A 20,119-nucleotide genomic window follows, 5' to 3' on the forward strand; every position below is an offset into this window, starting at 1 on the left:
CTCCCTTGTTAGAAGTTGGCCTTGGCGGCGCTGCGGCGTGCCAGGAACAGGCAGAGGACGAGCCAGGCAGCGACCAGGAACAGGCGGAAGGCCTGGGCCGAGAACGGGTCGCCGTCGATGATCACGCTGTCGAAGGTGTTCAGGGCTCCGGCAAAGGGGTTCACGGCGTCCAGGATCCGCCCGATGGCCGAACTGCGCAGGCTCGGGCCCACCACCAGCGGGCTCGCGGCCAGCATCAGCAGCGTGACCGTGCCGAGCAGCGAGCTCATGACGCTGCCGGTGCGGGCGGACAGGGCCAGCGCCAGGTAGCCGAAGCCGAGGACCACCGGGGTGCCGAACAGGGCCAGGTAGACCAGGGCGGCCCCGAGGTTCTGACCGCCCGCGCCCACGGCCCAGAGATAGGGCACGCTCATGGCGTACATGACGCCCCAGGCCGCGAGCATGCCCGCCGCCTTGCCTTCGAGCAGGACGCCGGGCCGCACCGGGGCGCAGAGCAGCGGCACCAGCGTGCCCCGTTCCCTTTCCCCGGCATACCCGTCGCTTCCCTGGATGGCGGCCAGCAGGGCCCCCGCGGCCAGGACCGTTCCGGCCATCATGTAGACCACCTGGGCGTTGTCGAGCAGGCTCAGTTCGGTGTTGCTGACCAGCAGCAGACTGAAGGCCGAGAGGACCGCGCTGAACGTGGTCAGCCAGAGGATGCCCCGTCGGCTGAGCAGCATCTGCGCGCTTTCCTTGCTTGCGATGGCTATGGTAGTGTTCATTGCGTCACCTCCTGCGCCGACGGCTCGTTTCGGCCGGTATGGCGCATGTACAGCGCTTCGAGGTTGGAGGCCTCGGAGCGGATTTCCTGAATTCTCCATCCCCGCCGCCACAGTTCGCCCCAGAGCCCGGCAACGTCGCCCGACCGGGTGCGCACGCGCCACCAGCCGTTCTCGTTGTCCAGGACCGTGATCCCGTCCGGCAGGTCCGAGACGTCCGGCTCAGCCTCCAGGCGCAGGCGGTGATTCAACTCCCGGCCCGTCTGCGACAGCAGTTCGCCGATGGCCCCTTCGATGCGGGTCCGGCCGCCCTCGATGATGCCGATGCGGTTGCACAGCCGGTCCACGTCGTCCAGGAGATGGGTGCACAAAAGCACCCCGGCCTCGTTGGTCCGGGCATACTCCACCAGCAGATCATGGACCTCGCGCCGCCCCTTGGGGTCGAGCCCGTTGGTCGGTTCGTCCAGGATGAGCAGCCGGGGGTGCGGCAACAGCGCCCTGGCCACGGCCAGGCGCTGGCGCATGCCCCGGGAATAGGTGGCGACGGGATTCCCCTTTTTCGCGCCGAGGCCGACCCTGTCGAGCAGCGCGTCGAGCTCTCCGGCCGCGGGTTCGAAGCCGTAGAGGTGCGCGTACCACCCGAGATAGTCGGGCGCGGTCATCCATTCGTAGAACCCGGCCTTCTCGGGCATGACGCCCACCTGCCGCCGGATGGGGATGGGGTCCTCCGCCGGGTCGCCGCCAAGTATCCTGACGTGCCCGCCGGAATAGGGCCGCAGCCCCAGCAGGGCGTATATGGTGGTGGACTTCCCGGCGCCGTTGGGCCCGAGCAGGCCGTAGATGTCGCCGGATTCCAGATGCAGGTCGATGCCGTTGAGCACGTCCTTTCCATCGATGCCCAGGCGGATGTTTTCCATTGTGATCATAGCAAGTACCTCGCTGGTCGGCCGTGGATGCGTCCCGGCCCCCCCCCCCGGGGGGGCCGGGCCGGGACACGGGGTGCGGGAGATTATTCCTCGCCTTCGTGGCCTTCCCGTTCGTCGTGTTCGCGGCCTTCGCCGTCGTGCTCGTGCCGGTCGGCCTTGTCCTTGCGCAGGGCCAGGACCTTGCCCGAACCGGCGTCGATCTTCACGTCCGTGACGGTCTGGTCCCGGCCGACGACCTCGATGCCGTAGACCAGGAAGCCGTCCTCATCGTCGAGCCCGGCCTTGAGGACCCGACCCGGTACGGCGGCCACGGCGTCCTGCATGGCCTGGTTCAGGGTGATTTTGGCCATGCCCGGATACGCGGCCTCGGCCTGTTCGGCGACCGGGATGGTCCCGGTGATGCGCTGTTCCTGTTCGGACTTGGCGAAACCGACGCCCGCCGTGGCCAGGCCGATGATCATGGCCCCGCTTCCGATAAGGGCTATCCATTGCTTTTTCATGATAATGCCTCCTGATGTCGTTGCGTTGTGGCAGCGGAGCCGCCATGGCGGCGGCGTCCCGTTCCTGCCGTTCGAGGCCAGAATACGGGGACATCATGAAGGGAAGATGAAGAGAGGTGGGAACGATTCGGGGAGCCCCAAGGCAACCCGCGCGCACGCGACAAGGCCCGATCCGGTCTTGCCGGATCGGGCCTTGCGGGCAGGGGAGGAGACGGTTTGTCAGGCGTTCAGTTTATGCATGAGCCAGGCCATGTTTTCGCCCAGGATGTCCATGGTCTGCATGCCTTCCTCGTCCTTGAGAACCTCGCCTTTCTCGCGGCCGAAGCCCATGTTCCAATAGCGGGAGCCGGGCACGACCATCTGTTGGATGAAGAAGAAGGAGTTGAGGGTGTTGAAGGTCTGCATGGCCCCGCCTCGGCGGGCGGCGACGATGGCGGCGCCGACCTTGCGGGCGAACATGGAGCCGTTGACCAGGCCGACCATGCCGGCGCGGTCGATGAGTGCGCTCATTTCGGTGGTGATGGTGGCGAAGTAGGTGGGCGAGGCGAGAAGGATGCCGTCGGCCGCGTCCATGGCCTCGATACATTCATTAACGAAGTCGTTTTTGACGGCGCAGCGGCGGTCCTTGTTTTCCGCGCACTTCATGCAGGCGATGCAGCCGTGCATTTTCTTGCCCCCAAGCTCGATCATTTCGGTCTCGATGCCCTGGGCTTCGAGTTTGGCCAAGGCGCGTTTGATCATCTCCGCGGTATTGCCGCCCTTTCGGGCGGAGCCGTTGAATGCGACAACTTTCATGGGTGACTCCTAGTAGTTGTTGTAGTGGACTCGGTTGGGGTTGAAGCGGCTTTCGGACTTGGGCTGCTGCGCGGGCCAGCCGATGGGCGCGAAGCCGAGCGGTATGACGTGGTCCGGGATGTTGAACATGGCCCGGTATCCGGTCACGCGGTCTTCCTTGGGGTAGATGCCGGTCCAGACCGCGCCCAGGCCGAGGGCGTGTGTGGCCAGGAGCAGGTTCTCCATGGCCGCGGCGCAGTCCTGGACCCAGTAGCCGGGGTACTTTTCCTTGGTCAGATCACCGCAGACGATGATGCCGACCTGGGCCTGGAGGACCATCTTGACGTAGGGGTGCAGGTCGACCATGGCGTCGAGCCGGGCTCGTTCGTTGACCACGATGAACTGCCAGGGCTGGCCGTTGCCTGCGCTGGGGGCCATCATGGCCGCTTCGAGGATCTGCCGGACCATCTCGTCGGAGACGGGCTTGTCAGTGTATTTCCGTATGCTGCGCCTGGTGCGCAGGGCTTCCAGGGTATCCATGTTCATCCTCCGTGTTCGGGGTGCTGGGCGCTATTTACCTTGATCATGTTCTCTGCTAATGGAGAGAAAAGATCAAGTACGCACTTCAGAGTTCTATAGTAACCCAAAATATACCACTGAGGCCGACGGACAGACCGGGCGGGTGTCGGTCGGCGGGAGGAATCATGGACGCGGCGTGTTCGCAGAAGGTTTGCGGCGACAAAAAATACTATTGTTCCATGGAGCTGACCCTGCAGGTCATCGGCGGCAAATGGAAGCTGATCATCCTGCACAAGCTGGGCAAGGAAGGGACCATGCGCTTCAGCGAGGTCAAGCGGTCCATCCCGAACATCACCCAGAAGATGCTCACCCAGCAGTTGCGCGAACTGGAGTCGGACGGCGTGGTCCGGCGCGAGGTCTATCCCCAGGTGCCGCCCAAGGTGGAGTATTCCCTGACCGGGATGGGGGAGAGCATCCTGCCGCTCATCGACAGCCTGTGCCATTGGGGCGAGCGGTATGCGGAGTGGTTCGACGGGCAGCGGCAGCCCGAGGCAGAGGCGGTATAAACGGCTGGTCGAGGGACGGCGTCACCGGGATTTTCGCTTTGCTCCCGTGGGGCGGCGCGGTATGGTATGGGACATAGGGGACAAAAAATGCAGAGTAATTTCAGACAGAATGGGGGAACTCTTCCGGGAGGGGCCGTGTTCGACGCGGTTTCGGCCAGCGCGGACATAGGGCTGACCCTTGAGGAATTCGCACCGCTTCTGACCAAGGCGGCCGTGGAGATTCGGCTGCGGATGGATGCCGTGAGGCGGGGCATGGCCGAGGGCGACCTCCGGGCCGTGGCCCTGAACAGCCACACCATGAAGAGTGTGGCCGCGACTCTGGGGGCCGAGGCCGCCCGTCGGGCGGCGTTCGACCTCGAATGCTGCGCCAAGGGCGGCGACCCGGCGCGTAGCCCCGAGCTGTTCGCGGAGCTGGAGCTTCGGGCCGGGGAACTGCTGGCCGAGCTGGATCGCGCCTAGTTCTTCCGAAGCGGTAAATTAAAAGGAAAGCCCGCCGCGTCCATATGGACGCGGCGGGCTTTTGATTCGTTCCGGCGGGCGTGATCAGCCGCGGCAGTTGTGTTTCATGCTCGTGCCTTCGACGATGAAGACCACGGTCTCGGCCACATTGGTGGCCAGATCGCCGACGCGCTCCAGGTGGCGGGAGCCGATGATGGCGTGCACGCCCCGCTCAACGATGCGGGACTCGGAGACCATGTCGGAGACCATCTGGCGCAGGATGGCGATGGTCAGGTCGTCGGCCTTGTCGTCCATGCGGCAGATCTGCCCGGCCAGGCTGACGTCGTCGTCCACGTAGGCCTTGAGCGCCTCTGAGAGCATATTCTTGACCGTGTTGGCCAGGTCTTCCATCTTGGGGTTGTGGGGCATGGGCGGCCTGGTGGACAGGAAGATGGCCCGGTGGGCCAGATTGACCGCCTCGTCGCCGAGCCGCTCCAGGTTCACCGTGATGCGCTGTGCGCCGACGATGGTGCGCAGGTCAACGGCCATGGGCTGGTCCAGGGCGAGGAGTTCCAGGCTGAAGTTGTCGATCCCGTCTTCCATCTCGTTGATGGCTTCATCGCCGACAATGACCGCTTCGGCCAGGTCGGCGTCGTTCTCGAGGTAGGCCCGGATGGCCTTGTGCACGGCGGATTCCGAGAGGGCCGCCATGCGCAGGACCATGACCTTGAGATCCTCGAGTTTTTTGGAAAAATGTGCGCGTTGTTCCATGATGCGTTGCGTCCTTTGCTGTTCAGCTTAACCGAAACGGCCCGTAATGTAATCTTCCGTCTGTTTATTGGCGGGGTTGGTGAACATGGCCTTGGTGTCGTCCACCTCGATCAGTTTGCCCATGTAGAAGAAGGCGGTTCGATCGGACACCCGTGCCGCCTGCTGCATGGAGTGGGTCACGATGATGATCGTGAATTCCTTTTTGAGTTCGTGGATCAGGTCCTCGATCTTCTGTGTGGCGATGGGGTCCAGCGCCGAGGCGGGTTCGTCCATGAGCAGAACCTCGGGTTCCACGGCCAGGGCGCGGGCGATGCACAGCCGCTGTTGCTGTCCGCCGGACAGCCCCAGGGCGGAGGTGTGCAGCCGGTCCTTGACCTCGTCCCACAGGGCCGCACCGAGCAGGCTCTCCTCGACCTTCTGCTCCATGAACTGCTTGTCCTTCATGCCGTTGACGCGCAGGCCGTAGGCCACGTTCTCGAAGATGGTCTTTGGGAAGGGATTGGGCTTCTGGAAGACCATGCCGATGCGGCGCCGCAGGGAGACGACATCCAGGCCGGGGGCGTAAATGTCCTGGCCGTCCAGGGTCATCTTGCCGTCCACCTTGGTGCCGGGGATGAGGTCGTTCATGCGGTTGATGCAGCGAAGATAGGTCGACTTGCCGCACCCGGACGGTCCGATGAGCGCCGTGACCCTGTTGGACTCGAAGTCTATGCTGATGTCCTCCAGGGCCTTGAAGTCACCGTAGTGGAAATCGAGGTTGATGGAAGACACCTTTATGGTCGTCGTCATTGTTCGTGCTCCGTGGCAAATGAAATGATGTGTTCCGCCAGCGGCGCAACGCACCACGAGTAACCCGGTGGAGTTACGAGCCAATGACTCGTTTGTGACAATTGCGTAACAGCCTTCGCGCTAGGGCAGGGCGACCAGGACATGCACTTCGTCCCCGGCTTTGCGGATATCGGGCGTGAGTGTCTTTTTCGGCGGGGTGCGGAAGTGGACGACCATGCGGAAGCGGTCCGGGTGCTCGCCCATGACCACGTGTTTGACCACCCCTTCGGAGCGGAGCACATTGCCGTCCCGATGGGACCACTTGCCCAGGAAATCCACCACCAGCCGTCTGGGGTTGTTGAGGTTCATGAACGCGATCTGGCCCACGGGCCGGTCGGCGACCACCTTGAGGGTGAAGCCCCGCGCTGACTCGTCCAGGGACACCGAGCGGATCACGCCGGGTTCCTTGACCGGGGTGACGGCCGGGATTTCCGCCTGTTCGGCGGGCGCGGGTTTCGGGGTGGGCCGGGTCTCTGCGGTCGGGACGCGGTTGTTCGCGGCAGGCTTTTCCGAAGGCGCTGCGGCGTCGGCCGCGTCCGGGAGGGCCTGCTCCGGGGTGAGCGGTTCCTCGGGGGGCGCGGCGGACGATGCCGGGGCCTCGTTGCCGTCGGGCAGGACCTTGGGCAGGACCGTGAAATCCACGTCCATGCGCACCTCGTTGCGCGGCCCGCCGGTCGTCTGGCTCTGGGCCAGGCCCGGTTGGACGGTCAGGGCCAGGGCCAGGAGCCCGGCCATGGCGCAGGCCGCCGGAAAAAGGAACCAGTGCCTGAACGTATTCGACATGCATACCCCTCGCTGATTGAAAAACTCCAAAGGTGTATACTGGAATTGTCGTCCAAAGGCAAAGCCGGAACCGATCAGAGGGAGTCGTAGTAGTCGGCCAGATCCGAGGCGATGCGCCGGTCGGACCAGCACGACTCCATGAAGCGGCGGCCCGCCTCCCCGGCCTGTTCGCAGTAGCCGCGGTCCTTGGCCAGGTGCTGCAGCAGGGTGCCCAGCTCGTCCTGGTTGGTGGCCGAGAGCCACGGCAGGTCGTCGGTCCCGGCGAATTCCGCGATGCGGGCCCGGTTCCAGTCGTCCAGCCCGGCGAGGACGGCCAGCCCCTGGGAAAGCCCCTCCAGGCTGGACACGCCGTAGTAGCCCTGCATGTGGTCGAACAGGGCGTGGCAGCGCCGCTTGCGGGCCAGGCACTCGTGGTTGGGCGCGTCGTCGACGAGGTCCACGGAGAGGTACACGTTGCGCCGGTTGACGTACTTGACCGCGGCCAGGAACTCCTCGGTGTTCTTGAGGTCCTTGCGGGTGGGCGAGTGGCAGACCTTGAGCTGGCCCGGATCGTCGAAGCGGCCCCACATGGGCGTCAGCAGCGGGTCGTCGATGGGCACCAGGTTGGGCTGCCAGCGGGCCTCGGGCAGGAGCTTGAGCAGGTCCGGGGTGGACACGAGCAGGTTGGTCCGGCCGCGCTCGCGGTATTTCTCGCGGAAGGATTCGGGGTGGGCGCGGAAGTCGTGGTGCCCGTGATGGTGGTGGACCACCGCCTTGCCCTTGAGGTAGTCGGCCGGCTTGAGCGGACCGAAGGGCTGGTTCTCGTCGCAGGTCATGTGGAAGTGGAAGACATCGGCCTCGCGCATGAGGATGGCGACTTCCTCCATGCCGTCGGGGCCGAGGTCCGGGACGTGCAGGTCCTTTTCCCAGCAGTGGGTGTAGCGGGTCTCCAGGGTGACCAGCCGGGCCGAGTGCCCGGTGTGGCGGTTGAGCGCCTTGCAGAACTGCACGGCGGTCCCGGCGGGGTCGTTTATGGCGAGCATGAGGATGCGCATGGCAGGCTTCCTTTCTTGATAACTGATGTCCAGGTTGTCGATATACTCCCCCACGGCATCGGCCAGCCGTCCGGCCGTTGCCGCATCCCTCCGCCGCCCCGCGTCCTCGACGGCAGCGCCCAACTGGGTCAGCCGGGCCAGGCCAAAGGAACCGCCGCTGCCCCTGAGCACATGCCCCTGGAGGACCACGGCCTCGAAATCCCCCGCTTCCGCGGGGTCCGTAGTTTCGCGCGCCCCTCCCGCCGCAACGCCAGATAGCGGTTCATGATGGGCGCAAGCTCGGAATCGACGGTCACCGGGTATTCCGGCATGGCGGCTACTCCGTTTTCGAGGTCCCCTTTTCCACGGTCTGCAACGCCTTGCTCCTGTCGTCCGCCAGGTCGAGCCCGTCAAAGGCGCGCGAATCGGGCAAGTCTAGCGTGAAGGAGCGCATGCCGTCCAGGCGGGCCTCGGCCGAGGCGAAGGCGCAGTCCAGGACGTGGCCGCCCCCGGTGCGGTCCCCGGTCAGGAAATGCCAGTGGAAGCCGGGCACGTTGACCCCGTTGACAAAGGGCGGCGAATAGAGTCCCACCAGGGTGCCCGGGCCCGAGAAGTCCGTGACGACCTGCTGCTTCGTGACCTCGGCCAGGGGCGCATACGGCGGCGTCTGCCGGGGGATGGCCCTGGTCCGCACGCGGTCGAAGCGGGCATCGATGCGGATGGCGTAAAAGCGGTTTTTGGTGGGCAGGTGCGCGGACACGGCCGCGTTCAGCGCTTCGAGGCCGTCGATGCCGTTGAGGGCCAGGCTGGTCCCGGGCGCGAAGCGGGTGACGCAGGCGAAGGGGGTCCGCGTCGACCCGGCCGGGACGTCCACCCGCCCGCCGGCCGCCGCGTGGTAGGCCACGCCGTCCAGGACGACCAACTCGCCGTCCAGGCCGTTCAGGGTGCCCAGGCCGAAACCGCCGCGCGCGAGCAAATGGTCCATGGTCAGGCCGCCGTCGTAGACCCCGGCCAGCAGGGCGTCGATGGTCGAGTACTGGTAGAGGCCGCCGCCGGCCCATGCCGGGGCCGCCCGGAGCGCGGGGGCGAGCAGCAGGGCGAGCGCCAGGACGGCGGCGCGCAGCAGCGGGTTTCGGAAAAGGGCGGCAAGGGAAGAGGCGGACCGTTTCGGACGCATGTCGGTTCCTAGAATTTGGAGCCCGGAGAACCGCTGTTGCCTGCGGCCGCGAGCTGGGATTTGTTCAGTTTCTTGACCCAGACATCTCCGGTCTGGGTGTTGAACATGAGCTTGCGCCCCTGGGCGCCGCCCACGTCCTGGGCCTGGATGTCCAGCCGGGCGAACTTGAGCAGCTTCTTGGCCATCTCGATGTTGCGCCTGCCGATATTGTACGAGCCCGAGGGCTCCATGTTGTTGACCGCCACACCCTGGCCGCCGCCGAACATCTTGATGCACAGCTCCCGGCGCGGCACGCCGATCTTGTCCATGGTCTCGAGCATGTTCTGCAGGGCCGTATCCACGAAGCGGCAGATCTGCGGTTCGGGGTTCTGCTGCCGGGTGGCGGAGCTGTCCGGCAGAAAGGCATGGCAGATGGTGCCTATGCCCATCTTGGGCGCGTGGATGGTCACGGCCAGGCACGAGCCGAGGACCGTCGTCACCAGGGTGGGCTGCACCCCGATGAAGCAGTCGCCCGTCTGCAAAAAGACTTTGGCCATACCCGGCCCGATCGTTTTCATTCGTTTCTCCGGTTCCTGGGCGGTGCCCCAGGCATTTCTCATACTATAAAATGCTTTATTTTTGTGTCGAAAGTCAACCGCGCTGTGGATTGCCGGGCAGCCTTGTACACAAAAATATCCGGAAATCCAAATTATAAAAGGGCGCGTATGGAAAATACGCCATTATTCATGTAATCAGGGGATTGCGGAGGTGTCCATGCAGGGACGGAATCGGAGAATCTTTTCGCTGTTGCTCATCATGGTGGCGCTCGTGGCGGCGGTCTCCATGTACGGCACGCGGTTGTTGTTCAATACGGCCATCAAGGAGGAGCGGGTTCGGCTGCAGGAGTTGGTCCAGAGCCAGGCCAGCCTGGCCGAGGAGATGGGCTGGATGGCCGTGGCCGGGCAGGCATCGGGCGGGCCCGACGCCACCCGCGAGACGATCCTCGGTCACATCGCCCGGGCCCAGCGGGACTTCGAGCTCCAGAGCCGGACCGGCGAATTCGTCGTGGCCCGGCTCGACGGCAAGGACATCCTGCATCTGCTGGAAAACGGCAGACCCGTGCCCGAGTCCTCGCCCGGCGCGCGGATTCCCCTGGACGGCGGCGGCGAGGAGCCCATGAAGCGCGCCCTGTTCGGGGAGACCGGGACCGTGGTGGGGCCTGACCACCAGGGGGTCGAGGTGGTGGCCGCCTATGCGCCCATCCGCCTGCGCTCCGACAGGCTCGGTCTGGTGGCCAGGATCGACCTGGAGGAGATCCGCGCTCCGTTTCTCCGTGCCAACCTGAACATCTTCGGGGTGGGCGTGGCCCTGACCCTCCTCTGCGCCTTCCTGTTCATCAAGGTCAGCGAGCCGCTGATCCACGATCTGCAACAGAGCGAGAAGAGCTACCGCGACCTGGTGGAGGGGGCCAACAACCTGATCCTGCGTATCAACGAGGCGGGCAAGATCACCTTCGCCAACTCCTTTGCCCGCACCTTCCTGGCCGGGGACGACGGGGAACTGCTCGGGTACACGCTCATGTCCTTTTTCGACGTGGCGTCCGAGGGCCAGGGGCTGGACGCGGTGGTCGAGGTCATCGGCGGCGAGGGCCGCCAGAACGAGATCCCCGTGCGCATGGCCGACGGCCGGGTGGGCTTCGTGTCCTGGACGGTCAAGCTGGTCATGGACCAGGGGCGGCCCGCCGAACTGTTGTGCATCGGCAACGACGCCACCCGCATCCACAAGGCGAACACGGCACAGCGGGAGTCCGAAGAGCGCTTCCGGGGGCTGGCCAAGGCCTCTCCCGTGGCCATCATCATCACCGACATCGCCGGGAACCTGCTCTACGCCAACGAGAAGATGCACGAACTGACACGGGCCACGGCCGTCCAACTGGCGGGCCAGGGCTGGTTGAACAGCGTGCACCGCGAGGACCGCAAGCTGGTCTGGAAGCACTGGCTGGAGCGGGTCGGCCCGGCCACGGACAAGGTCGAGCTGCGGCTCATGTCCGGCAACGGGGAGTTCGTCTGGGCTCTGTGGCAGGTGGTCGAGATGGGCAACACCCGGGGCGAGGCCGCCGGGAACATCCACACCTTCACCGACATCACCGAGATCAAGGAGGCCCAGTTGGCCATGAGCCGCCTGACCGCGGCCATCGACCAGGCGGCGGAAATGATCGTCATGACCGACCTCAAGGGGGTCATGACCTACGTGAATCCGGCCTTCGAGGCGGTCTCGGGCTTTTCCCGGGCCGAGGCCGTGGGGAAGACGACCAATATTCTGGCGGGCGGGGAGCAGACGGATGATTTTTTTGCCAACATGTGGGCGACTATTACCGGCGGCAAGGTCTGGAAGGGCCGCATCGTCAACCGGCGCAAGAACGGCGAGCGGTACACCCTGGAATCGAGCATTGGGCCCATCCGCAACCACGCGGGCGAATTGATCGGCTTCGTCGGCGTGGGCCGGGACATCACCCAGCAGTTGGTGGTGGAGTCGCAACTCAGGCAGTCCCAGAAGCTCGAATCCATCGGCGAACTGGCCGCGGGCATCGCCCACGAGATCAACACCCCAACCCAGTACGTGACCTCGAACCTGCAGTTTCTGCACGATTCCTGCGGGACCTATTCCAAGACCATCGAGCGCTGCCGCGAGCTGGTCGGCTTCGTGGCCGAGCACCCCGACCTTTTCCCGGACGCGGACTTCCGCGAGCGGGCCGGAGCGGCCATGGACGAGGAGGAGATGACCTACCTGGCCGAGGACGTGCCCGCTGCCCTGGACGAGTCCGCGTCCGGGCTCAAGCGCATCGCCGAGATCGTCCGCTCCATCAAGCAGTTGGCCCATCCCGGCGAGCTGGCCAAGGCCTTCCACGACCTCAACGAGATCGTCCGGAACGCCATCACCGTGTCCACCAACGAGTGGAAATACGTGGCGGGCATGGAGTTTTTGCCGGACGACACCCTGGCCCCGGTCTTTTGCCTCAAGGGCGAGGTGGGCCAGGTGGTCCTGAACCTGATCGTCAACGCGGCCCATGCCATCGAGTCCAAGCTCAAGGGCGGCGACGGGCAGGGGACCATTACCATCCGGACCCGGAGCGAAGGGGAGTTTGCGGTGCTCGAAGTGACGGACACGGGCACGGGCATGTCCAGGGACGTGGCGGCCAAGGCGTTCGATCCCTTCTTCACCACCAAGGAAGTGGGCAAGGGCACGGGCCAGGGGCTGGCCATCTCCCACAACGTGGTCGTGGGCATGCACGGCGGCCGCATCGAGATCAGTACGGTGGAGGGCCAGGGCACGACCTTCACGGTCCGGCTGCCCTTTGAGGAGCCCGCCGCGGACTAGTCGCCGGGCTCCCGGATGCGCCCCTCCTCCATGAGCGACAGGGCGGTCTCCACGACCTCCACGTCGAATAACCGCCCCTTTCCTTCGAGCAGGTAGCCGACGGCCTCGCCCTTGCCCAGTCCGTGGCGGTAGGGCCGGTCGGTGATGATGGCGTCGATGATGTCGGCCACGCACAGGATCTTGGACTGGAGCAGTATCTCGTCCCCGTTCAGCCCGTCCGGATAGCCGGACCCGTCCAGCCGCTCGTGGTGCTCCCGGATTATCCGGGCGATGGGCCATTCCACGCCCAGCCCCTTGAAGATCTCGGCCCCCACTTCGGCGTGGGCCTTGATGATCGAAAATTCGGCGTCGGTCAGCTCCCCGAGCTTGTTCAGGATGTGCGACGGCACGGCCACCTTGCCGATGTCGTGGACCATGGCGGCCAGGCGCAGCCCGGCTATGTCGTCCTTGTCCATGTCCATGCGCTCGGCGATCATGACCGCGATGTCCGCGGTCCGGTCCATGTGGCCGGAGGTGTACGGGTCGCGGAATTCCACCAGCCGGGTGAAGGCGTGCAGGGTCCGCTCGAAGCCGTCCTTGAGCCTGCGCACGATCTCCAGCTCCCTGGCGGACTGGACCATCTCGGCATGTTCGATGCCCGCGCAGATGGCCATGACCAGATCGTCCGGTTCGGACGGCTTGGTCAGGAAGCGGAAGATGGCCCCGGTGTTCACGGCCCGGATGGCGGTGTCCATGTCCGCGTAGCCGGTCAGGATCATGCGCACGGTGTCCGGGTACAGGGCGGCGACTTTGGCCAGCAGGGCGATGCCGTCCATGTCCGGCATCTTGAAGTCCGAGATCACCACGGTGAACGGGCCGTGGGCCTCCATGGCCTCCAGGGCCTCGGTGCCGCCCAGGGCGGTGTGCAGGTCGAAACGGGTCCGCAGGGTCCTGCGGTGGGCGTCGAGGACCTTGGACTCGTCGTCCACCAGGAGCACCGGGACGGTCTTGTATGCTTCGCGCCAGGCCATCAGTCTGCCGTCTCCGGCACGAGCACGGTGAAGGTCTCGGGAATGCCGACCTTTTCCGCGAACATGTGCATGCGGTCGATCTTGTCCTTGTTCAGTTCCAGGCTCTTGCGCACCAGCAGGGCTCCCTGCTTGGAGACCACGTCCTCGTGCAGGACCATGCCCGGCTTGAGGTCATGGAGGGGCACGGTGCGGATGGCGTAGCGGGCCTCCACCCCGAGCATGCCCTCGAGATAGTACATGAGTTCGGGGTCGTATACTTCGAGGTCGTCCTCCATGCTGAGGAAGGCTTTTTGCGGGTTTTCCTCGCGCTGCCGGGCCATGTCGTAGTCGAGCGCGATCCGGAGAATGCGCCCGCCCAGCGGGATGTCCTCCTCCTTGACGTTGTCACGCGGGGTGCCCGTGCCGTCGAACCCCTTGAGCTGGTAGGCGATCATGTCCGCGATGGACTTGAGCCGGGGCAGCCGGGTCACCAGGCTCTGGGCGATGACCGGATGCATCTCCCACATTTGCTCCTGCTCGGGAGACAGCTCCCCGCCACCCTCCAGGGTCTCCAGGGTGCCCGGCGGCAGGATGAGCGTGCCGAGCTGGCAGAGCATGGCCGCGATGTCGTAGCGCCAGAGGTCCTTGAGCCCCTTCTTTTCGGCAAAATAGCGTACGTAGCGGCGCACCCGGTTGATGCGTTCGCCCGCGTGCGGGTTGACCATGGCGGTGATCTCGCTCAAGAGGTCCACGCTGCCCTTGAGGGTCTTTTCCAGCAAAACCCGCTTGGCGGTGACCAATTCGAACTGGCGGACCGCGTCGGCCACGTTTCTGAGCAGATTGTCCCGTTCGCAGGGCTTGGTCAGGAAGCGGAAGACGTTGCCGTCGTTGACCGCGCGGATGGCGTTGTCCAGGTCCGCGTATCCGGTCAGCATCAGCCGGGTGGTGTCCGGGCTCAGGGTCTTCATCTCGTTCAGGAACTCGATGCCGTTCATGCCGGGCATGCGGTAGTCCGAGACGGCCGCGGCGTAGGGCCTGGCGCGGTCCAGTTGCTTCAGGGCCTCGGCCGGGGAGGACTGTACGTCGACCTCGTACTGCTCGCGCAGTTGGCGGCGCAGGGCGGAGAGGACGTTGGGCTCGTCGTCGACGAGCAGGATGCGCGGTTTCATGGCTACCCCCTGTCCAGGATTTCGTTAAGGAGATTCTCGTCGGCGCAGTCGAAGTCGTCGATGTCCTGCCAGTGATCGGAAATGTAGTCCAGCCAGGTGTGCAGCTTCGTCTCCTCGAAAAGCTGCGGCGCGATGTCCTCCCTGATCCTGATTCGGGAGTAATCCTTGTGGAAGATCACGCAGTGGTGGTCGATGGCGTTGGCCGCGGTGATCACGTTGGGGATGTACCCGCCCGAGGGCCGGTGGTCGTGGTGATACCCGATGGCGTGGACCACCTCGGAGGACATGCCCCACAGCCCCATGAGGTAGGCGCCCATCTCGGCGTGGGTGGTGCCGAAGACCTGGCGTTCGACTTGGTAGACCGGGCCGCCGCTCTTGCGGACCGTCTCCAGGACCTGCCCGTACCTCTCGGGGAAGAAGTTGATCAGGATGAGCTTGCCCACGTCGTGCAGCAGCCCGGCCATGCGGCAGTTGACGATGACGTTCTTGTCCGCCTTGTCGCACTCGGCGATGAGCCGGGCGATGTTGGCCACCCGGAAGCAGTGTTCCCAGAGCATGTTCAGCTTGAGCCCGGACAGGGCGTGCCCGTCGTAGGAGGTGAACAGGTGGGTGGACAGGATCAGGGCCTTGATGGTCTCCAGCCCCAGCATGGTGATGGCCTTGTGCATGGAGTCGATGTGTGACGGCAGCCCGAAGAAGGGCGAGTTGACCAGCTTGAGGATTTTGGCCATGAGCCCCACGTCCTGGGTGATGGAGTCGGCGATGCGGTCGATGGACGGTTCCGGCTTGGCCAGTTCGTCTCGGATCTCCTGGAATATCCTCGGAATGACCGGCAGGGCGTCGATCTCGGTGACCAGCTTGAGCATCTCGGGGTCGGTCAGGACCTCCTTGGACTGGAGGGCGCCCTCGATGCGGGCGATGAGATCCTCTGCGGAACACGGCTTGGAGATGTACTGGTGCACGGAGCGGATGGAGCGGATGACCTCGTTCAGGTCCACCTGGCCGGACAGGGCGATGCGGATGGTTCCGGGGTGTGCGTCCTTGACGCGGGTGAGCAGTTCGGCCCCGTCCATGCCCGGCATCTTGATGTCGGAGATGATGACGTCGAAGGGGGCCTTGTCCAGGGCCTCCAGGGCGGCCTGGCCGGAGTTGACCAGCGCCATGTCCCAATGATCCTTCTTGTTCCGCAGCATTCGGCGCAGGGCGGCGAGGACGTTGGTTTCGTCGTCCACGAATAACAGGCGTATTTTCTTCATCGGATGGCGTTCCTTGTTCCGGTGCGGGAAAGCATGTTTCCAATACACCGTACACGAAGACGCGCGCGAGGAGAATTATAAGATGCCCATCCCCCGGGCTCGTTGCGGCCGGTCTGGAGATCAGCCCTGTTCGTGGGCGCGGATCTGCCCGGAGACCAGTTGGGCGAGCGCCAGGGAGACCAGGGAGAGGCCCACGGCCACCATGAAGACCAGCCTGTAATCGGCCATCCAGATGAGCCCGCCGGTGACCGGCACGACCACGGCCGCGATGTGGTTGATGGTGAAGCCCACGGCCATGCCCGAGGCGATGTCTTGCGGGTCGGCGATCTTCTGGTAGAAGGTCTTGATGGCGATGGCGAAGTTGAAGACGATGTTGTCCAGGATGTACAGGCCGGCCGCGAGCAGCGGGCTCTCGGTGAAGGCATAGCCCAGGAAGATGACGGCCAGGGCGGCGTACTCTACGGTCAGCACAGGGCGTTCGCCGAACCGGTTGATGGAGCGCCCGATGATCGGGTTGGCGAAGTAGTTGATGACGTTGTTGCAGACGAACAGGATGGTCACCTGCTGGATGGAGTAACCGAACTTGGTGACCAGCAGGAACACGGCGAAGACCGTGAATATCTGCCGCCGGGCGCCGCTCAGGAAGGTCAGGGCGTAATAGAGCCAGTAGCGGGAGCGGAAGGTCATCTTCTTGAGCTGGGGCGGCAGGTCGGCGCGGGACGGGTCGCGGGTCAGCCCCCACAGCCCGGCGGCCGCGGCCACTCCGCCGAGCAGGGCGAACATCTCGGTGTAGCCCAGGGCCTTGGCCAGGAAGTAGATGACCGCGCCCACGCTGATGTTGGTCAGGGCGGTGATGGACCGCAGCCGGGCCATGACCACCGGGGCCTCGGTCTTGTCGAAATACTGGAGGGTCAGGGACTGGTTCATGGTCTCGTAGTAGTGGAAGCCGAAACTCATGAGCAGGGTGGTGAAGACCAGTCCGCCCAGGGAGGGCATGAGCCCCGTCAGTCCGACGCCCAGGCCGAGCACGACCACGGACAGCGCGGCCAGCCGGTGTTCGGAGATGATCAGGATCATGTAGATGGCCAGCAGAGCCAGGAAGCCGGGGACCTCGCGCACGGACTGGACCACACCCATGCCCAGACCGTCCAGTCCGGCCACCTCCACGGCGAAGTTGTTGAGCAGGGTGCGCCAGCCCTGGAAGGCAGCGCTGGTGCAGATGACCAGCACCAGCAGGAATATGTACATGCGCCGTTTCTTGTCTGCGTCCGTCATGTGAATGGAATCCTTGGTTGGGGGGAGCAAGACAATAGGGCTTGGACCCGACAAAGATCAAGTGTAGAATCATCCCATGCCCGATACCCCCATTCTCGTGTCCGCCTGCCTGGCGGGCATCCGTTGCCGCTACAACGGCGAGGTCGAGTCCTTCGAGCCCGTGGTGGACCTGGTCCGCCGGGGCCGCGCCGTGCCGTTCTGTCCCGAGGTCTTCGGCGGCCTGCCCACCCCGCGCGCCCCGTGCGAGATCCGGGACGGCCGGGTGGTCGACGCCGACGGCGCGGACCGCACCGCCGAGTTTAGGCGCGGGGCCGGGGAGGGGCTCGCGCTGGCCAAGCTCATGAGCTGCCGCGAGGCCGTGCTCAAGGCGCGTTCCCCGTCCTGCGGCTCGGGCGAGGTCTATGACGGGACCTTCACCGCCACGCGCGTGGCGGGCGACGGATTCTTCGCCCGGCTGCTCAAGGAGCACGGCATCAGTGTGCGCACCGAGGAGGACCTGGAGGGGTGAGCCCACGTCTGGAATTCGCCGGGCTGCCCCTGGCCGTGAAGGCCAACCCGCGCGCCAAGCGGGTGCTGGTCAAGCTGGTGCCGGGCAGGGGGCTCGAAGTGGTCACGCCCAAGCGGTTTGATCCCTCACTGGTGCCCGGCATCCTTGAGGAGAAGCGGGCCTGGATCGAACGGACCCGCGACCACATGCTCGCGGCCGGGACCGACCTCTCGGGCACGGTGCCCGAACTGCCCGAAAGCATCGAGTACCGCGCCTGGGAGCGGATTGTCCGGGTAGACTACCTGGACCGGCCGGGTCCGGTCCGGCTGCTGGAGAATGCGTCCCGGTGGCAGGTCGCCGGGCCCCTGGTGGACCGCGAACCGATCATTGAGAAGCTGCGCGCCCAGACCGTGAAAAAGGCCCGCGAGGTGCTCCTGCCCTGGCTCGACCGGGCCAGCCGGAGGACCGGGATGGCTTACTCCGCCCTGCGCGTGCGGCGGCAGAAGACCCGCTGGGGCAGTTGCTCGTCGCGCGGGACCATCTCCCTCAACGCCAAGCTTCTGTTCCTGCCGCCGGACCTGGTGGACCACCTGCTCCTGCACGAGCTCTGCCACACTCGCCACCTGAACCACTCCAAGGCGTACTGGGCCTGCGTGGCCGGATATGAACCGGACTACCGGCGGCTGGAGGACGAGGTCAGCCGGGGCAATCGCTTCGTGCCCGTCTGGTTCCGATGAGCCTGGCAGAGGCGTGTTGTCGCACCGCCCTGTTTCCGGTTGACGGCCCGTTCCGGGTTTTGTAGGCTTCGAAACATGTCGAAGTCCAAGGCTGAAACCGGGCCCGCAGAGGGTCTTACCCCCGAAGACGAGCTGGAGCAGATGGCGCGCATGTTCAAGGCGCTGTCCAACCCGCACCGGCTGCGCATCTACCGCGAGCTGGCCTCCTGCGTGTGCGGGTCCGTGGCCAAGTCGCCCGAGGAGTTCCGCAACTGCCAGTGCGGGTTCGCCGACCGGTTCGGCCTGGCCCCGTCCACGGTGTCGCACCACTTCAAGGAGTTGCGCGAGGCGGGGCTCATCCACATGAAGCGCGAAGCCAAAAGCGTGCTCTTCTGGGTCGACCAAGAGGCCGCCCGCAAGCTGCGCCATGTGCTCAACGGATAGCGGGAAACGGCGGAGGGCCGGGGAGTTCTCTTTTTTTGGCTTATGTCTTCGATGATTCGTGAAGTCTAGAATGTCCAAAGCCGCGCGGCGAGTCCGTGCAACACAAGGAGCCTGTATGAAACTGATGGCCTTCAATGGCAGCCCGAGGAAAAAATGGAACACCGCGACGTTGATCGAGCACGCCCTGGACGGCGCACGCGAGGCCGGGGTCGAGGTGGAGCTGGTCCACCTGTACGACCTGGATTTCAAAGGGTGTTCGAGCTGTTTCGCCTGCAAACGGCACGGGCGCAAGGAGATCGGCGTGTGCGCGCTCAAGGACGAGCTCAGGCCGGTACTGGAGCGGTTCAAGGAGGCGGACGCCCTGCTGCTCGGCACACCTGTGTACTACGGCTGCGAGTCGGCCTGCACCCGGGCCTTCCTGGAGCGGCTGCAGTTCCCCTACCTGAACTACGCGGACTACTCCAAGCCGCATTTTCCCGGCAAGATCGCCACCGGGCTGCTCTACACCATGAACATACCGGAGAGCCGCCTGGAGCCTCTGGGCTACCCTCCCATGTTCGAGCGCACCCGCGCCAACCTGGCCCGGCACTTCGGCTCCTGCGAGCTGCTGCTGTCCATGAACACCACGCAGTACAGCGACTACGACAAGTTCGAGACCGGCTTCGACAAGAACGACAAGGCCCGCCAGCGCGCGGAGCAGTTCCCCCAGGACTGCCAGGCGGCCAAGGAACTCGGCGCGCGCTTGGCCATGGGCTACCAGTCCTGATCCACGCCCACTGCCGTCCAAAAGACCGGGGCCGACACGCGCAAGCATGTCGGCCCCGACCTTTACCCCCAAATCGCACCACGCCCCAACGCCCGCCAAAGCGCACGCCAGAACGCGCCCCGCCTCCGCGAAGCGGCACCAAAAAGTTTAGGAAGGGAGTGGGGATGGGGGTCCGGGAGAAGGGGAGAGGGAAAGCCCTTTACAAAGGATTCCCCTCTCCCCTTCTCCCGGCCGATCGCTGCTGTCCTCATCCGTAAGGCTCGAAGACTCGCCAACGGCTGGAGGCCCGGAGGCGTCTTAGCTCTCGGCGTCTTCGAATTTGGTTTGGATGATGGCGGCGTCCCGGGGACCGGCTTCGAGTTGCAGGGATTTGGACTGTCCGTGGCAGCGCACGCCTTCGGCGGTCAGGGTGATGTACCCGGCGGACAGGGCGGTGGTATAGGGCATCTGCTCGCGCATCTCGTCGAAGTTGATGCGGCTGGGGAAGATGACGGGCACGGCGGCGCCGGAAAAGTCTTCGAACATGATGTATTTCATGGGTGGGCTCCTTGCGGTAGACAGTAGCCGTTGGCCGTCCGCAGATCAAGATGTTGCCTGAACCTGTCCG

At 65.1% G+C, this 20,119-nt stretch carries 23 protein-coding genes; 7 read left to right on the forward strand and 16 right to left on the reverse strand.

Going from position 1 to position 20,119, the window contains the following annotated elements; genetic code table 11:
* Positions 1–8 precede the first annotated feature (8 nt).
* The 5 genes from V8V93_RS03920 to V8V93_RS03940 all read right to left on the reverse strand — a co-directional run bounded on the left by V8V93_RS03920 (position 9) and on the right by V8V93_RS03940 (position 3,498).
* A complete protein-coding gene (locus tag V8V93_RS03920; protein ID WP_338669070.1) occupies positions 9–761 on the reverse strand; it encodes an ABC transporter permease in 753 nt (250 codons plus the stop codon).
* Positions 758–1,684 (reverse strand): ABC transporter ATP-binding protein, encoded by a 927-nt coding sequence (locus V8V93_RS03925; RefSeq protein ID WP_338669071.1) that lies wholly within the window; start codon positions 1,682–1,684, stop codon positions 758–760. Before V8V93_RS03925 ends, V8V93_RS03920 begins: the two co-directional genes overlap by 4 nt.
* An 83-nt stretch (positions 1,685–1,767) precedes the next feature.
* Positions 1,768–2,184 (reverse strand): PepSY domain-containing protein, encoded by a 417-nt coding sequence (locus V8V93_RS03930; protein WP_338669072.1) that lies wholly within the window; start codon positions 2,182–2,184, stop codon positions 1,768–1,770.
* A gap of 219 nt (positions 2,185–2,403) precedes the next feature.
* A complete protein-coding gene (locus V8V93_RS03935; protein WP_338669073.1) occupies positions 2,404–2,979 on the reverse strand; it encodes a flavodoxin family protein in 576 nt (191 codons plus the stop codon).
* 9 nt (positions 2,980–2,988) lie between these two features.
* Positions 2,989–3,498, reverse strand: coding sequence for a nitroreductase family protein (locus V8V93_RS03940; RefSeq protein WP_338669074.1), 510 nt, complete (start codon positions 3,496–3,498; stop codon positions 2,989–2,991).
* Between the two features lie 164 nt (positions 3,499–3,662).
* On the opposite strand from V8V93_RS03940, the gene V8V93_RS03945 reads away from it, so the two are divergent.
* On the forward strand, positions 3,663–4,043 hold the full coding sequence (locus V8V93_RS03945; RefSeq protein ID WP_338669075.1) for a winged helix-turn-helix transcriptional regulator: 381 nt from the start codon (positions 3,663–3,665) through the stop codon (positions 4,041–4,043).
* A gap of 135 nt (positions 4,044–4,178) precedes the next feature.
* The gene (locus V8V93_RS03950) at positions 4,179–4,502 is read left to right on the forward strand and encodes an Hpt domain-containing protein (protein ID WP_338669076.1); all 324 of its coding nucleotides are present in this window, start codon (positions 4,179–4,181) and stop codon (positions 4,500–4,502) included.
* An 84-nt stretch (positions 4,503–4,586) separates the two neighbouring features.
* Here V8V93_RS03950 and phoU read toward each other — a convergent pair whose 3' ends face one another.
* The 6 genes from phoU to V8V93_RS03980 all read right to left on the reverse strand — a co-directional run bounded on the left by phoU (position 4,587) and on the right by V8V93_RS03980 (position 9,610).
* A complete protein-coding gene (gene phoU, locus V8V93_RS03955; protein WP_338669077.1) occupies positions 4,587–5,252 on the reverse strand; it encodes a phosphate signaling complex protein PhoU in 666 nt (221 codons plus the stop codon).
* Between the two features lie 27 nt (positions 5,253–5,279).
* Positions 5,280–6,041: a phosphate ABC transporter ATP-binding protein PstB gene (gene pstB / locus V8V93_RS03960; protein WP_338669078.1), complete on the reverse strand. Its 762-nt coding sequence runs from the start codon at positions 6,039–6,041 to the stop codon at positions 5,280–5,282.
* Positions 6,042–6,161: 120 nt separating this feature from the next.
* Positions 6,162–6,863 (reverse strand): AMIN domain-containing protein, encoded by a 702-nt coding sequence (locus V8V93_RS03965; RefSeq protein ID WP_338669079.1) that lies wholly within the window; start codon positions 6,861–6,863, stop codon positions 6,162–6,164.
* Between the two features lie 74 nt (positions 6,864–6,937).
* The gene (locus tag V8V93_RS03970) at positions 6,938–8,086 is read right to left on the reverse strand and encodes an Hpt domain-containing protein (protein WP_338669080.1); all 1,149 of its coding nucleotides are present in this window, start codon (positions 8,084–8,086) and stop codon (positions 6,938–6,940) included.
* A gap of 127 nt (positions 8,087–8,213) precedes the next feature.
* Positions 8,214–9,053 carry an acetolactate decarboxylase gene (gene budA / locus V8V93_RS03975; RefSeq protein WP_338669081.1) on the reverse strand — a complete coding sequence of 280 codons (840 nt, stop codon included), beginning with the start codon at positions 9,051–9,053 and terminating at the stop codon, positions 8,214–8,216.
* An 8-nt stretch (positions 9,054–9,061) separates the two neighbouring features.
* Positions 9,062–9,610: a chemotaxis protein CheD gene (locus V8V93_RS03980; protein WP_338669082.1), complete on the reverse strand. Its 549-nt coding sequence runs from the start codon at positions 9,608–9,610 to the stop codon at positions 9,062–9,064.
* 196 nt (positions 9,611–9,806) lie between these two features.
* Here V8V93_RS03980 and V8V93_RS03985 point away from each other — a divergent pair, with 196 nt between their 5' ends.
* Positions 9,807–12,410 (forward strand): PAS domain S-box protein, encoded by a 2,604-nt coding sequence (locus V8V93_RS03985; RefSeq protein WP_338669083.1) that lies wholly within the window; start codon positions 9,807–9,809, stop codon positions 12,408–12,410.
* Here V8V93_RS03985 and V8V93_RS03990 read toward each other — a convergent pair.
* The 4 genes from V8V93_RS03990 to V8V93_RS04005 all read right to left on the reverse strand — a co-directional run bounded on the left by V8V93_RS03990 (position 12,407) and on the right by V8V93_RS04005 (position 17,099).
* Positions 12,407–13,420: an HD domain-containing phosphohydrolase gene (locus V8V93_RS03990; protein ID WP_338669084.1), complete on the reverse strand. Its 1,014-nt coding sequence runs from the start codon at positions 13,418–13,420 to the stop codon at positions 12,407–12,409. The genes V8V93_RS03985 and V8V93_RS03990 overlap by 4 nt on opposite strands.
* Positions 13,420–14,568: an HD domain-containing phosphohydrolase gene (locus tag V8V93_RS03995; protein WP_338669085.1), complete on the reverse strand. Its 1,149-nt coding sequence runs from the start codon at positions 14,566–14,568 to the stop codon at positions 13,420–13,422. Before V8V93_RS03995 ends, V8V93_RS03990 begins: the two co-directional genes overlap by 1 nt.
* Before the next feature lie 2 nt (positions 14,569–14,570).
* Positions 14,571–15,824, reverse strand: a complete 1,254-nt coding sequence (locus tag V8V93_RS04000; protein ID WP_338669086.1) for a response regulator — start codon at positions 15,822–15,824, stop codon at positions 14,571–14,573.
* Between the two features lie 120 nt (positions 15,825–15,944).
* The gene (locus tag V8V93_RS04005) at positions 15,945–17,099 is read right to left on the reverse strand and encodes an MFS transporter (protein WP_338669087.1); all 1,155 of its coding nucleotides are present in this window, start codon (positions 17,097–17,099) and stop codon (positions 15,945–15,947) included.
* Positions 17,100–17,175: 76 nt separating this feature from the next.
* Between V8V93_RS04005 and V8V93_RS04010 the strand changes: the two genes are divergently transcribed.
* The 4 genes from V8V93_RS04010 to V8V93_RS04025 all read left to right on the forward strand — a co-directional run bounded on the left by V8V93_RS04010 (position 17,176) and on the right by V8V93_RS04025 (position 19,512).
* Positions 17,176–17,607: a DUF523 domain-containing protein gene (locus V8V93_RS04010; protein WP_338669088.1), complete on the forward strand. Its 432-nt coding sequence runs from the start codon at positions 17,176–17,178 to the stop codon at positions 17,605–17,607.
* Complete coding sequence (locus V8V93_RS04015; RefSeq protein WP_338669089.1) at positions 17,604–18,323, forward strand: M48 family metallopeptidase; 720 nt, start codon at positions 17,604–17,606, stop codon at positions 18,321–18,323. Before V8V93_RS04010 ends, V8V93_RS04015 begins: the two co-directional genes overlap by 4 nt.
* Positions 18,324–18,398: 75 nt before the next feature.
* Positions 18,399–18,746: an ArsR/SmtB family transcription factor gene (locus tag V8V93_RS04020; protein WP_338669090.1), complete on the forward strand. Its 348-nt coding sequence runs from the start codon at positions 18,399–18,401 to the stop codon at positions 18,744–18,746.
* 115 nt (positions 18,747–18,861) lie between these two features.
* Positions 18,862–19,512, forward strand: coding sequence for a flavodoxin family protein (locus tag V8V93_RS04025; protein ID WP_338669091.1), 651 nt, complete (start codon positions 18,862–18,864; stop codon positions 19,510–19,512).
* Positions 19,513–19,809: 297 nt separating this feature from the next.
* Here V8V93_RS04025 and V8V93_RS04030 read toward each other — a convergent pair whose 3' ends face one another.
* Positions 19,810–20,049, reverse strand: a complete 240-nt coding sequence (locus V8V93_RS04030) for a hypothetical protein (protein ID WP_338669092.1) — start codon at positions 20,047–20,049, stop codon at positions 19,810–19,812.
* Positions 20,050–20,119 lie beyond the last annotated feature (70 nt).

Source organism: Pseudodesulfovibrio sp. 5S69 (assembly GCF_037094465.1).
Lineage (GTDB): Bacteria > Desulfobacterota > Desulfovibrionia > Desulfovibrionales > Desulfovibrionaceae > Pseudodesulfovibrio > Pseudodesulfovibrio methanolicus.

Excerpts from the sequence above, each read along its gene's own strand:
- V8V93_RS03920 (WP_338669070.1), bottom strand. The coding sequence starts at position 761 with ATGAACACTACCATAGCCATCGCAAGCAAGGAAAGCGCGCAGATGCTG.
- V8V93_RS03925 (WP_338669071.1), bottom strand. The coding sequence starts at position 1,684 with ATGATCACAATGGAAAACATCCGCCTGGGCATCGATGGAAAGGACGTG.
- V8V93_RS03930 (WP_338669072.1), bottom strand. The coding sequence starts at position 2,184 with ATGAAAAAGCAATGGATAGCCCTTATCGGAAGCGGGGCCATGATCATC.
- V8V93_RS03935 (WP_338669073.1), bottom strand. The coding sequence starts at position 2,979 with ATGAAAGTTGTCGCATTCAACGGCTCCGCCCGAAAGGGCGGCAATACC.
- V8V93_RS03940 (WP_338669074.1), bottom strand. The coding sequence starts at position 3,498 with ATGGATACCCTGGAAGCCCTGCGCACCAGGCGCAGCATACGGAAATAC.
- V8V93_RS03945 (WP_338669075.1), top strand. The coding sequence starts at position 3,663 with ATGGACGCGGCGTGTTCGCAGAAGGTTTGCGGCGACAAAAAATACTAT.
- phoU (WP_338669077.1), bottom strand. The coding sequence starts at position 5,252 with ATGGAACAACGCGCACATTTTTCCAAAAAACTCGAGGATCTCAAGGTC.
- pstB (WP_338669078.1), bottom strand. The coding sequence starts at position 6,041 with ATGACGACGACCATAAAGGTGTCTTCCATCAACCTCGATTTCCACTAC.
- V8V93_RS03965 (WP_338669079.1), bottom strand. The coding sequence starts at position 6,863 with ATGTCGAATACGTTCAGGCACTGGTTCCTTTTTCCGGCGGCCTGCGCC.
- budA (WP_338669081.1), bottom strand. The coding sequence starts at position 9,053 with ATGCGTCCGAAACGGTCCGCCTCTTCCCTTGCCGCCCTTTTCCGAAAC.
- V8V93_RS03980 (WP_338669082.1), bottom strand. The coding sequence starts at position 9,610 with ATGAAAACGATCGGGCCGGGTATGGCCAAAGTCTTTTTGCAGACGGGC.
- V8V93_RS03985 (WP_338669083.1), top strand. The coding sequence starts at position 9,807 with ATGCAGGGACGGAATCGGAGAATCTTTTCGCTGTTGCTCATCATGGTG.
- V8V93_RS03990 (WP_338669084.1), bottom strand. The coding sequence starts at position 13,420 with ATGGCCTGGCGCGAAGCATACAAGACCGTCCCGGTGCTCCTGGTGGAC.
- V8V93_RS03995 (WP_338669085.1), bottom strand. The coding sequence starts at position 14,568 with ATGAAACCGCGCATCCTGCTCGTCGACGACGAGCCCAACGTCCTCTCC.
- V8V93_RS04000 (WP_338669086.1), bottom strand. The coding sequence starts at position 15,824 with ATGAAGAAAATACGCCTGTTATTCGTGGACGACGAAACCAACGTCCTC.
- V8V93_RS04005 (WP_338669087.1), bottom strand. The coding sequence starts at position 17,099 with ATGACGGACGCAGACAAGAAACGGCGCATGTACATATTCCTGCTGGTG.
- V8V93_RS04010 (WP_338669088.1), top strand. The coding sequence starts at position 17,176 with ATGCCCGATACCCCCATTCTCGTGTCCGCCTGCCTGGCGGGCATCCGT.
- V8V93_RS04020 (WP_338669090.1), top strand. The coding sequence starts at position 18,399 with ATGTCGAAGTCCAAGGCTGAAACCGGGCCCGCAGAGGGTCTTACCCCC.
- V8V93_RS04025 (WP_338669091.1), top strand. The coding sequence starts at position 18,862 with ATGAAACTGATGGCCTTCAATGGCAGCCCGAGGAAAAAATGGAACACC.
- V8V93_RS04030 (WP_338669092.1), bottom strand. The coding sequence starts at position 20,049 with ATGAAATACATCATGTTCGAAGACTTTTCCGGCGCCGCCGTGCCCGTC.